At 54.6% G+C, this 12884-nt stretch carries 6 protein-coding genes; 3 read left to right on the top strand and 3 right to left on the bottom strand.

The features are described from left to right. Positions 1–21: 21 nt before the first annotated feature. Entirely contained in the window at positions 22–1947 is a 1926-nt protein-coding gene (gene thiC, locus AC6I8N_RS01330) for a phosphomethylpyrimidine synthase ThiC (RefSeq protein WP_497829887.1), read from the top strand. Continuing rightward, complete coding sequence (thiE, locus tag AC6I8N_RS01325) at positions 1944–2579, top strand: thiamine phosphate synthase (protein ID WP_497829886.1); 636 nt, start codon at positions 1944–1946, stop codon at positions 2577–2579. Before thiC ends, thiE begins: the two co-directional genes overlap by 4 nt. Positions 2580–2641: 62 nt before the next feature. Here thiE and AC6I8N_RS01320 read toward each other — a convergent pair whose 3' ends face one another. Beyond that, entirely contained in the window at positions 2642–4063 is a 1422-nt protein-coding gene (locus tag AC6I8N_RS01320) for an aminotransferase-like domain-containing protein (protein WP_021186421.1), read from the bottom strand. Positions 4064–4237: 174 nt separating this feature from the next. Here AC6I8N_RS01320 and AC6I8N_RS01315 point away from each other — a divergent pair, with 174 nt between their 5' ends. Further along, positions 4238–4426, top strand: a complete 189-nt coding sequence (locus tag AC6I8N_RS01315; protein ID WP_497829885.1) for a DUF1127 domain-containing protein — start codon at positions 4238–4240, stop codon at positions 4424–4426. A gap of 61 nt (positions 4427–4487) precedes the next feature. Here the strand turns inward: AC6I8N_RS01315 and rpoC are convergent, their stop codons facing one another. Both rpoC and rpoB read right to left on the bottom strand, forming a co-directional pair. Then, on the bottom strand, positions 4488–8711 hold the full coding sequence (rpoC, locus tag AC6I8N_RS01310) for a DNA-directed RNA polymerase subunit beta' (protein ID WP_021186423.1): 4224 nt from the start codon (positions 8709–8711) through the stop codon (positions 4488–4490). 81 nt (positions 8712–8792) lie between these two features. Then, positions 8793–12821 carry a DNA-directed RNA polymerase subunit beta gene (gene rpoB, locus AC6I8N_RS01305; RefSeq protein ID WP_021186424.1) on the bottom strand — a complete coding sequence of 1343 codons (4029 nt, stop codon included), beginning with the start codon at positions 12819–12821 and terminating at the stop codon, positions 8793–8795. Between the last annotated feature and the right edge of the window lie 63 nt (positions 12822–12884).

The following is a 12884-nucleotide window of genomic DNA, read 5'->3' as shown; positions in this document are numbered from 1 at the left end:
ATCATTTACAGGAAACTTGCTATGTCTGTTGTAAAAACTTCTCGTCGTGAACAACGCGCCCAGGCGCAGGAATTTATTGATTCCCTCCAGGGCACTGCCTTCCCCAATTCTAAACGTATCTGGATCACCGGCAGTCGTGATGATATTCGTGTGCCGATGCGTGAGATTCAGCTCAGCCCGACCCTGACCGGCGGCAGTAAAGATAATCCGCAATACGAAGCCAACGAACCGGTGCCGGTGTATGACACGGCCGGGGCTTACGGCGATCCGCATGCATCGATTGATGTTCATCGGGGGTTGAGCAAACTGCGCGCCAACTGGATCGCGGAGCGCGGCGACAGTGAAACCATCGACCAGCTCAGCTCCAGCTATACACAGCAACGCCTGGCAGATGAGGGGCTGGATCACCTGCGTTTTGAACATCTGCCCCAACCGCGACGTGCCAAAGCAGGCCACCGTGTTACCCAGTTGCATTATGCGCGTCAGGGCGTCATTACCCCGGAAATGGAGTTTATTGCACTACGTGAAAACATGGGGCGCGAGCGCATCCGTGGCGAAGTGTTGCTACAACAACATCCTGGCCATAGCTTTGGTGCGCATCTGCCGGAAAATATCACCGCCGAGTTCGTGCGTCAGGAAGTCGCCGCAGGGCGAGCCATCATCCCATCCAACATTAACCACCCTGAATCTGAGCCGATGATCATTGGCCGCAATTTTCTGGTCAAAGTGAATGCCAACATCGGCAACTCGGCGGTCAGCTCCTCAATTGAAGAGGAAGTGGAGAAGCTGGTGTGGTCGACACGCTGGGGGGCTGACACGGTGATGGATCTCTCGACCGGCCGTTATATCCATGAAACACGCGAGTGGATTTTGCGTAACAGCCCGGTGCCGATTGGCACCGTACCGATTTATCAGGCGCTGGAGAAGGTAAACGGCATTGCGGAAGATCTGAATTGGGAAATTTTCCGCGACACCTTGCTTGAGCAAGCCGAACAAGGCGTTGACTACTTCACCATCCACGCCGGCGTGCTGCTGCGTTATGTGCCGATGACGGCGAAACGTCTGACCGGCATCGTTTCGCGTGGCGGTTCAATCATGGCGAAGTGGTGTTTGTCGCACCATCAGGAGAGTTTCCTGTATCTGCACTTCCGTGAGATTTGCGAAATCTGTGCTGCCTATGATGTTGCTCTGTCGCTGGGTGATGGACTGCGTCCGGGTTCGATTCAGGATGCCAACGATGAAGCGCAGTTTGCCGAGCTACATACGCTGGGTGAGCTGACCAAAATCGCCTGGGAATATGATGTGCAGGTGATGATCGAAGGTCCGGGGCATGTGCCGATGCAGATGATTCGCCGCAATATGACCGAACAACTGGAACATTGTCACGAAGCCCCGTTCTATACCCTCGGCCCACTGACCACCGATATCGCCCCCGGCTACGATCATTTCACTTCTGGCATCGGTGCCGCGATGATTGGCTGGTTCGGCTGTGCGATGCTGTGCTACGTCACCCCGAAAGAACATCTGGGTTTGCCGAATAAGGAAGATGTGAAACAGGGATTGATCACCTATAAAATTGCCGCTCATGCCGCCGATCTGGCGAAGGGCCATCCTGGCGCCCAGATCCGCGATAACGCCATGTCGAAAGCGCGTTTTGAGTTTCGCTGGGAGGACCAGTTCAATCTGGCGCTCGACCCACATACCGCGCGCGCTTATCACGATGAGACACTGCCGCAGGAGTCGGGCAAAGTGGCACATTTTTGTTCCATGTGCGGCCCGAAATTCTGCTCCATGAAAATCACCCAGGAAGTGCGTGACTTTGCCGCCCGTCAGCAGGCGGAAGCCCAGCCGATTGAAATCGGGATGGCGCAGATGTCAGATGCCTTCCGTAGCCGTGGCGGTGAGCTTTATCATGCCGCCGATGCCCTGAAAGAGGAAAATGTATGACCGCCGCCTTCCCCAGTACCGCCCCACGTTTAGGGCTTTACCCGGTTGTCGATAGCGTTGAGTGGATTGCCCGTTTGCTGGAAGCGGGAGTACGCACCATTCAGCTGCGTATTAAAGATTGCGAAGACCATGAAGTGGAAGAGGCGGTGCGGGAGGCTATCGCACTTGGCAAACAATATCGCGCCCGCCTGTTTATCAATGATTACTGGCGCCTGGCGATTCGCTACAACGCCTATGGCGTGCATCTCGGCCAGGAAGATCTGGATGTGGCCGATTTGGAGGCAATTCGTCAGGCGGGCTTGCGCCTCGGCTTATCCACCCATGATGATGCCGAACTGGATCGGGCACTGGCGCTGCGCCCCTCCTATATCGCGCTGGGGCATATTTTCCCGACACAAACTAAAGAGATGCCATCAGAACCGCAAGGCATTGCAGAGTTAACACGTCATCTGGCGCGGCTGGAAGGCATTTCAACGGTAGCCATTGGCGGTATTTCGTTGGCGCGCGCACCAGAGGTGCTGGCGACCGGCGTGGGTAGCATCGCGGTGGTTAGCGCCATCACTCAGGCACCCGACTGGCTGGCGGCCACGCGAGAGTTGCTGGCGCTGACGGAACCCACCGTCACGGCGTAAAACACGGCTGACGACGCGATTTATTACGCACTAAATTGCGCGATAAATCGCGCCGCTACCGATCAGGCACAGACCAACATCGCGCGTTCAATCGCAGCACCCACCAGCGCAATCGCCTGTTCGGTGGCATCGGTAATCGGCAGCGCATAGTTGAGACGCAGGCAGTTGCGATACTTACCCGATGCGGAAAACAGCGAGCCCACCGCCACCTGAATCTTCGAGGCGCGGAGTTCCGTGTTGAGGCGCACCGCGTCGAAGGCTTCCGGCAGTTCGATCCACATCAGAAAGCTACCCTGTGGGCGTGACACACAAATACCACACGGGAAATAGTGGCGTACCCAGCAGCTAAAGGTCTCGTAATTGCGTTGATAAACCTGGCGCATACGCCGCAAGTGCGGCCCGTAATGACCCAGACGAATAAACTCCGCCACCACATGCTGCGTCATGGTCGCGGAAGATCCGGTACCGATATATTTCATGTGCAGCACCCGCTCGCGATAACGCCCCGGTGCAACCCAGCCGACACGCAGGCCAGGCGAGAGCGTTTTGGAAAACGAGCTGCACAGCAGCACTCGCCCATCCATATCCAGCGACTTAATACTGATGGGGCGCGGATACTCCCACGCCAGCTCTCCATACACATCATCTTCGATGATGGCGGCGTCAAAGCGTTGTGCCAGCGTCAGCAGCGCTCGTTTACGCGCTTCCGGCATGATAAAACCCAACGGATTATTACAGTTAGGTACCACCACCACCGCTTTAATGGGCCACTGCTCGAATGCCAGCTCCAGCGCTTCAAGGCTGATACCCGTCACCGAGTCAGTCGGGATCTCAATGGCGCGAATACCAAAACCGCGCAAGGTTTGCATAGTGCCGTGGAACGTGGGTGATTCCACCGCAATGATATCCCCTGGCTGACAAACGGCGCGGATAGAAACCGACAATGCTTCGTGGCAACCGGTGGTCACCACAATGTCGTCAGCGCTAAGCTGGCAACCGCTATCAATCGTCAGGCGTGCGATTTGTTCCCGCAACGATGTCAGGCCCAACAGGGTGTCGTAGCTCAGCAGGTTGATATCCTGCTTCTGCGCCATACGACTCTGGATTTTCCACAGCGGTTTCAGCGTTGGCTGCGTCAGATCCGGGATGCCACTGCCCAGTTGGATCACGTCCCCCTCGATGCGACTGCTGAGCAGCTCCAGCACCGATTCCCACTGGGTGATCTCCACCGGGCGTTGAGCGGGACGGGTGATGGCAGGAACAGGCGGCGTGGCTTTACGTGTCGCCACAAAATAGCCGGAGCGAGGCTGCGGCACGATCAGCTGCTTCTCCTCCAGCAAATGGTAAGCCTGCTGGACAGTGCTGATACTCACACCATGTTCAATGCTGAGCGTACGCACCGATGGCAAGCGCTCTCCACTGCGATATAACCCTTGCTCGATGCGGTCTGAGAGCAAGCCCGCCAGATGCTGGTAACGCGTCATCGTATGCCTCACATGATTTCCAACAGGAAAAAACCAATACAGATTGGATTAATTTTTACCATTCAGATCGGTCACAGCGCAATCTGTATGTTTAATAAATGTGTTTATTGAATCTGTATTGGAATAGGTGGAAAACGGACAATGCTTCTCAGACATCATACCGAGGGCAGGATTATGGAATTCGATCAAAACCGGGCGGCAAAACCCTTCAATATCACCTTACTGGATATCTTCCGCGCGGTGCGGCAGTTGGTGAAATCCTGGCATTTACGTCGGCAGACCCGACGCATATTGTCGCGCCTCAGCGATACCCAGTTACGAGATATTGGGCTGACGCGCGGCGATATCGACCGCAGAAACTGAGAATACAGATGAAAAAAAACCCTGCCGAAGCAGGGTTTTTTATTGGCTAACTGACGAACGATTACTCGTCGTCGCTACCGCCGAGACCGGCGTTCAGCAGTTCAGCCAGGCTGGCAGAGGCTTCATCCGCAGTAACCTGCGGTGCAACCGGTGCTTCACCCGCCTGACGGCGACGCATACGATCCTGATGGTAAGCGTAACCGGTACCGGCCGGGATCAGACGACCCACGATAACGTTCTCTTTCAGGCCGCGCAGTTCGTCGCGCTTGCCTGCAACCGCAGCTTCGGTCAGGACACGCGTGGTCTCCTGGAACGATGCAGCAGAGATGAACGACTCGGTTGCCAGAGACGCTTTGGTGATACCCAGCAGGTCGCGCATGTAGGTGGCACCCAACTTGCCGTTCGCTTCCAGATCACGGTTAGAGATCTTGATGCGAGACACTTCAGCCTGCTCACCTTCCAGGAAGTCGGTGCTTCCGGCGCTGACGATGGTCGCTTTACGCAGCATCTGACGTACGATGACTTCAATGTGCTTATCGTTAATCTTAACGCCTTGCAGACGGTAAACTTCCTGCACTTCGTTAGTGATGTAACGGGTAACAGCATGAACGCCACGCAGACGCAGAATGTCATGCGGAGATTCCGGGCCGTCAGATACGACGTCACCACGTTCAACGCGCTCACCTTCAAATACGTTGAGCTGACGCCATTTCGGAATCATCTCTTCGTACGGATCGCTGCCATCAACCGGGGTGATTACCAGGCGACGCTTACCTTTAGTCTCTTTACCGAAGGAGATGATACCGCTGATCTCCGCCAGGATTGCTGGCTCTTTCGGACGACGCGCTTCGAACAGGTCGGCAACGCGCGGCAGACCACCGGTGATGTCCTTGGTACCGCCAGATTCCTGCGGAACACGCGACAGGGTGTCACCTGCGCTGATCTTCACGCCATCTTCCAACTGAACAATCGCTTTGCCCGGCAGGAAGTACTGAGCCGGCATGTCGGTGCCCGGGATCAGAACGTCATCGCCATTCGCATCAACGATTTTCAGTGCCGGACGCAGGTCTTTACCACCTGAAGTACGCTCAGCAGAGTCAAGGATAACCAGTGATGACAGACCGGTTAACTCGTCAGTCTGACGGGTAATGGTCTGGCCGTCGATCATATCGGTGAAGCGGATGAAACCGTTCACTTCAGTGATTACCGGCATGGTATGCGGATCCCAGTTCGCCACGGTTTCGCCCGCGTTGACCTGCTCACCATCACCTTTCGCCATCACTGCACCGTAAGGCACTTTATAGCTTTCTTTGGTACGACCGAATTCGTCGATCATTTTCAGCTCAACGTTACGAGAAACGATCACCAGCTTCCCGGAGGAGTTGGTAACGGTTTTCGCGTTGCTCAGCTTGATAGTACCTTTGTTCTTCACCTGAATGCTGGATTCAGCAGCCGCACGCGATGCCGCACCACCGATGTGGAACGTACGCATCGTCAGCTGAGTACCCGGCTCACCGATGGACTGTGCTGCGATAACGCCGATGGCCTCACCTTTGTTGATGATGTGACCACGCGCCAGATCGCGACCGTAGCAGTGTGCACACACACCGAAGTCGGTTTCACAGCTTACAACTGAACGCACTTTGATGGCGTCAACAGAGTTCTGCTCAACCACATCACACCAGTGCTCATCAAGCAGGGTGTTACGCGGGATCAGAATGTCTGCGGTGCCCGGCTTGAGCACGTCTTCTGCGGTCACACGACCCAGTACACGCTCACGCAGCGGCTCTTTAACATCGCCACCCTCGATAACCGGGGTCATCATGATACCTTCGAAGGTGCCACAATCGTCCTCGGTCACCACCAGGTCCTGTGCCACGTCAACCAGACGACGGGTCAGGTAACCGGAGTTCGCGGTTTTCAGTGCGGTATCCGCCAGACCTTTACGCGCACCGTGGGTTGAGATGAAGTACTGGAGTACGTTCAGACCTTCACGGAAGTTCGCGGTGATCGGCGTTTCGATGATGGAGCCATCCGGCTTCGCCATCAGACCACGCATACCTGCCAGCTGACGAATCTGTGCCGCAGAACCACGCGCACCGGAGTCGGCCATCATGTAGATGCTGTTAAAGGAAACCTGCTTCTCTTCTTCGCCGTGACGGTTGATCACAGTTTCAGTTTGCAGGTTATCCATCATCGCTTTGGAAACGCGTTCGTTAGCGGCGGCCCAGATATCGATGACTTTGTTGTAACGTTCGCCTGCGGTTACCAGACCAGACTGGAACTGCTCCTGGATCTCAGCAACTTCAGCTTCTGCTTCTGCGATGATCTCAGCTTTCTTCGCCGGGATAACCATGTCGTCGATACCAACAGAGGCACCAGAACGGGCTGCATAAGCAAAGCCGGTGTACATGGTCTGGTCAGCAAAGATAACGGTCGGCTTCAGGCCCAGAATGCGGTAACAGGTGTTCAGCATTTTGGAGATTGCCTTTTTACCCAGCGCCTGGTTGACGATGGAGTAAGGCAGACCTTTCGGCACGATCATCCACAGGATCGCACGACCAATGGTGGTGTCGATCAGGCTGGTTTTCGCAACGAATTCATCTTGTTCGTTTTTGCTGTACTCGGTGATACGCACTTTTACGCGGGCATGCAGCTCGGCCAGGCCAGCGCGGTAAACACGCTCAGCTTCTTTCGGGCCAGTCAGCACCATGCCTTCGCCTTTGGCGTTCACTTTGTCGCGGGTCATGTAGTACAGACCCAGAACAACGTCCTGAGACGGAACGATGATTGGCTCGCCGTTCGCCGGAGACAGAATGTTGTTGGTAGACATCATCAGCGCACGCGCTTCCAGCTGGGCTTCCAGCGTCAGCGGTACGTGAACTGCCATCTGGTCACCATCGAAGTCGGCGTTATATGCCGCACAAACCAGCGGGTGCAGCTGGATCGCTTTACCTTCGATCAGAACAGGTTCAAACGCCTGGATACCCAGACGGTGCAGAGTCGGTGCACGGTTCAGCAGAACCGGGTGCTCACGGATAACCTCGTCGAGGATGTCCCACACCACCGCTTCTTCACGCTCAACCATTTTCTTCGCGGCTTTGATGGTGGTGGCGAGGCCACGCAGTTCCAGCTTGCCGTAAATGAACGGTTTGAACAGTTCGAGTGCCATTTTCTTCGGCAGACCGCACTGATGCAGACGCAGGTATGGACCTACGGTGATAACCGAACGACCAGAGTAGTCAACACGTTTACCCAGCAGGTTCTGACGGAAACGACCCTGCTTACCTTTGATCATGTCTGCCAGTGATTTCAGCGGACGCTTGTTGGAGCCAGTGATGGCGCGACCACGACGGCCGTTATCCAGCAGCGCATCAACCGCTTCCTGCAACATACGTTTTTCGTTACGTACGATGATATCCGGCGCAGCCAGATCCAGCAGGCGTTTCAGACGGTTGTTACGGTTGATCACGCGACGATACAGATCGTTCAGATCTGACGTTGCGAAACGACCACCATCCAGCGGAACCAGCGGACGCAGATCCGGCGGCAGTACCGGCAGCACGGTCAGGATCATCCACTCTGGTTTGTTACCAGACTGAACGAATGCTTCCAGCAGCTTGATACGCTTGGTCAGCTTCTTACGCTTGGTTTCAGAGTTGGTTTCGTTCAGCTCTTCACGCAGCTGCTCGCACTCCTGCTCCAGATCCATGTTTTTCAACAGGGCCTGGATCGCTTCCGCACCCATCTTCGCGTCGAATTCGTCACCGAACTCTTCCAGCGCGTCGAGGTACTGCTCTTCAGTCAGGATCTGACGTTTTTCGAGGTTGGTCATGCCACCTTCGACAACCACATAGGATTCGAAGTACAGCACGCGCTCGATGTCACGCAGCGGCATATCCAGCAGCAAACCGATACGGGACGGCAGTGATTTCAGGAACCAAATGTGTGCAGTCGGCGAAGCCAGTTCGATATGGCCCATACGCTCACGACGCACTTTGGTCTGCGTGACTTCAACGCCACACTTCTCACAGATCACGCCACGGTGTTTCAGGCGCTTGTACTTACCGCACAGGCACTCATAATCTTTTACCGGTCCGAAAATACGGGCACAGAAAAGACCGTCACGCTCCGGCTTGAAGGTACGGTAGTTAATGGTTTCAGGCTTTTTAACTTCACCAAAAGACCAGGAACGGATCATGTCTGGCGAAGCCAGAGCAATTTTGATCGCATCAAACTCTTCGGTTTTAGTTTGCGCTTTCAGAAACTTAAGTAAGTCTTTCACGGATTAGCTCCCGTCGGAGTGAGACTCTCAGGGATGTTCGACCCCAGCCGAACATCCCATAACCAGTACAAATGCGAGTGCTTACTCGTCTTCCAGCTCGATGTTGATACCCAGCGAGCGAATCTCTTTCAACAGTACGTTGAAGGATTCCGGCATGCCCGGTTCCATCTGATGGTTGCCATCGACGATGTTTTTATACATCTTCGTACGGCCGTTCACGTCATCAGACTTAACGGTCAACATTTCCTGCAGGGTATAGGCGGCACCGTATGCTTCCAGTGCCCACACTTCCATCTCACCGAAGCGCTGACCACCGAACTGTGCTTTACCACCCAGCGGCTGCTGAGTAACCAGGCTGTAAGAACCGGTGGAACGGGCGTGCATCTTGTCATCGACCAGGTGGTTCAGTTTCAGCATGTACATGTAACCTACGGTTACCTGACGCTCAAACTGCTCACCGGTACGGCCGTCGAACAGAGTGATCTGACCGGAAGAAGGCAGGCCGCCGAGCTGCAACAGCTCTTTGATTTCGCTCTCTTTCGCACCATCAAACACCGGAGTCGCAATCGGCATACCTTTTTTCAGGTTCTCTGCCAGACGCAGCACTTCGTCGTCGCTGAAGGTGTTCAGGTCAACTTTCTGACGCACGTCAGTGCCCAGATCGTAAGCACGTTGGATAAACTCACGCAGTTTGGCGACTTCTTCCTGCTTCTTCAGCATGGCATTGATCTTCTCACCAATACCTTTCGCCGCCATACCCAGGTGGGTTTCCAGGATCTGACCGATGTTCATACGTGACGGTACGCCCAGCGGGTTCAGTACGATGTCAACCGGCGTGCCGTTTTCGTCGTAAGGCATATCTTCGATCGGGTTGATCTTGGAGATAACACCTTTGTTACCGTGACGACCTGCCATCTTGTCACCAGGCTGGATCTGACGTTTAACGGCCAGATACACCTTAACGATTTTCAGCACGCCCGGTGCCAGATCATCGCCCTGGGTGATCTTGCGACGCTTCGCTTCGAGTTTCTTCTCAAACTCATGCTTCAGCTCGTCATACTGTTCAGCCAGCTGTTCCAACGCGTTCTGCTTCTCTTCGTCGGTCAGGCCCAGCTCCAGCCAGCGCTCACGCGGCAGCTTGTCCAGCTTCTCAGCCTCAACACCACCCGAGATCAGTACCGCCTGGATACGACCGAACAGGCCAGCTTCGAGGATCTGCAGTTCTTCAGACAGGTCTTTCTTGGCCTGCTTGAGCTGCATCTCTTCGATTTCCAGCGCACGTTTGTCTTTTTCCACGCCATCGCGGGTAAAGACCTGTACGTCGATAACCGTACCGGAAACGCCGTTCGGCACGCGCAGTGACGAATCTTTCACGTCAGACGCTTTTTCACCGAAGATCGCACGCAGCAGTTTCTCTTCCGGCGTCAGCTGGGTTTCACCTTTCGGCGTTACCTTACCAACCAGAATGTCGCCGCCGGTCACTTCAGCACCGATGTAAACGATACCGGATTCATCCAGTTTGGAGAGCGCAGCTTCACCCACGTTCGGGATGTCAGCGGTGATCTCTTCTGGCCCCAGTTTGGTGTCACGAGACACGCAAGCCAGTTCCTGAATATGGATGGTGGTGAAACGGTCTTCCTGGACAACACGCTCAGATACGAGGATGGAGTCTTCGAAGTTGTAGCCGTTCCACGGCATGAACGCTACGCGCATGTTCTGGCCCAGCGCCAGTTCACCGAGGTCGGTAGACGGGCCATCAGCCAGCACGTCGCCGCGCTCGATCGGTTCGCCCAGAGACACACACGGCATCTGGTTGATGCAGGTGTTCTGGTTCGAACGGGTGTATTTGGTCAGGTTGTAGATGTCGATGCCGGCTTCGCCCGGATACATCTCATCTTCGTTAACCTTGATCACGATACGGGAAGCATCAACGTACTGGATGATACCGCCACGTTTAGCTACGGCAGTTACACCGGAGTCAACCGCTACAGCACGCTCCATACCGGTACCAACCAGCGGCTTATCAGCACGCAGAGTCGGAACCGCCTGACGTTGCATGTTTGCACCCATCAATGCACGGTTGGCGTCATCGTGTTCCAGGAACGGGATCAGTGACGCACCAACAGAAACAACCTGCTGGGTCGAAACGTCCATATAGTCAACCTGGTCGCGGCTGAACAGGCTTGATTCGCCTTTGCTACGACAGGTAACCAGATCGTCAACGAATGAACCGTCTTCGGCCAGGTTGGTGTTCGCCTGAGCAATAACGAAGTTACCCTCTTCAATTGCAGAGAGGTAATGGATCTCGTCACTCACTTTACCGTCAACAACGCGACGGTACGGCGTTTCCAGGAAGCCATATTCGTTAGTCTGTGCGTACACGGACAACGAGTTGATCAGACCGATGTTCGGACCTTCCGGCGTTTCGATTGGACATACGCGACCATAGTGAGTCGGGTGTACGTCACGCACTTCGAAGCCAGCGCGTTCACGGGTCAGACCGCCTGGGCCGAGGGCTGAAATACGACGCTTATGCGTGATCTCAGACAGCGGGTTGTTCTGGTCCATAAACTGAGACAGCTGGCTGGAACCGAAGAACTCTTTAACGGCAGCGGAAATCGGCTTAGCGTTGATCATATCCTGAGGCATCAGGGTATCGAGGTCGCCCAGAGACAGACGCTCTTTCACCGCACGCTCTACACGCACCAGACCAACACGGAACTGGTTTTCTGCCATTTCGCCAACAGAACGGATACGACGGTTGCCGAGGTGGTCGATATCGTCCACTTCGCCTTTACCGTTACGGATATCGATGAGCTTCTTCATCACTTCGATGATGTCGTCTTTGCTCAGGATACCGGAACCTTCGATCTCGTCACGCAGCAGAGAACGGTTGAACTTCATGCGGCCAACCGCAGAAAGATCGTAACGATCTTCAGAGAAGAACAGGTTCTCGAACAGGTTTTCTGCCGCTTCACGCGTCGGCGGCTCACCAGGACGCATCATGCGATAGATTTCAACCAGCGCGCTCAGGCGATCATTGGTTGGGTCAACACGCAGTGTCTCAGAAATGTACGGACCGTGATCCAGATCGTTGGTGAACAGCGTTTCAATGCGCTTGTGACCGGACTGGCTCAGTTTAGCCAGCAGATCCAGTGACAGCTCCATGTTCGCTGCAACGATCAACTCACCGGTATTGGTGTCGATGTAATCTTTAGCCACCACTTTACCGGCAATGTATTCAACCGGTACTTCGATATGCTGGATATTGTCTTTTTCCAGCTGGCGGATGTGGCGAGCAGTGATGCGACGACCTTTCTCAACGTAGACGTTGCCGTTGGCTTCGATATCGAAGGAGGCGGTTTCACCACGCAGGCGCTCAGGCACCAGTTCCATCTGCAATTTGTTGTCGCGGATTTCGAACACCACTTTTTCGAAGAACAGATCAAGAATCTGCTCCGTGGTGTAATGCAGCGCGCGCAGGATGATACTGGCCGGCAGCTTACGGCGACGGTCAATACGGACGAACAGGTTGTCTTTCGGGTCAAACTCGAAATCGAGCCATGAACCGCGGTAAGGGATGATGCGTGCGTTATACAGCACTTTACCGGAAGAGTGCGTTTTACCCTTATCGCTGTCAAAGAAAACACCAGGACTACGATGCAGCTGAGAAACGATAACACGCTCAGTACCGTTGATGACAAAGGTACCGTTTTCGGTCATGAGCGGAATTTCGCCCATGTAAACTTCTTGTTCTTTAATGTCTTTGACGGTGCCTTCCGGCGCTTCGCGCTCGTAGATCACCAGACGCAGTTTGACGCGCAGCGGTGCAGAGAAAGTCACGCCACGGATCTGACATTCTTTTACGTCAAAGACAGGTTCGCCCAGGCGATAGCTGACATACTGCAACTCAGAGTTGCCGCTGTAGCTCGCGATCGGGAATACGGAACGGAATGCAGCTTCCAGTCCATACTGACCTTCTGGATCTTGCTCGATAAACTTCTGGAACGAGTCAAGCTGGATAGAAAGGAGATAAGGTATGTCCAGCACTTGCGGACGTTTACCAAAATCCTTACGAATACGTTTTTTCTCGGTATAGGAGTAAACCATAGGGTTCCTCAGCTAGCTGACAAGTCGACCCACGCTGTCCGTCCTGAAGGGACAGTTCATGCA

Source organism: Pantoea sp. X-Soil-TKNS-1279 (assembly GCF_059730565.1).
Note: the sequence above shows the minus strand (reverse complement) of the source record. Positions and strands in the feature narration are given on the sequence as shown.

Excerpts from the sequence above, each read along its gene's own strand:
- thiC (WP_497829887.1), top strand. The coding sequence starts at position 22 with ATGTCTGTTGTAAAAACTTCTCGTCGTGAACAACGCGCCCAGGCGCAG.
- AC6I8N_RS01320 (WP_021186421.1), bottom strand. The coding sequence starts at position 4,063 with ATGACGCGTTACCAGCATCTGGCGGGCTTGCTCTCAGACCGCATCGAG.
- rpoB (WP_021186424.1), bottom strand. The coding sequence starts at position 12,821 with ATGGTTTACTCCTATACCGAGAAAAAACGTATTCGTAAGGATTTTGGT.
- AC6I8N_RS01315 (WP_497829885.1), top strand. The coding sequence starts at position 4,238 with ATGGAATTCGATCAAAACCGGGCGGCAAAACCCTTCAATATCACCTTA.
- thiE (WP_497829886.1), top strand. The coding sequence starts at position 1,944 with ATGACCGCCGCCTTCCCCAGTACCGCCCCACGTTTAGGGCTTTACCCG.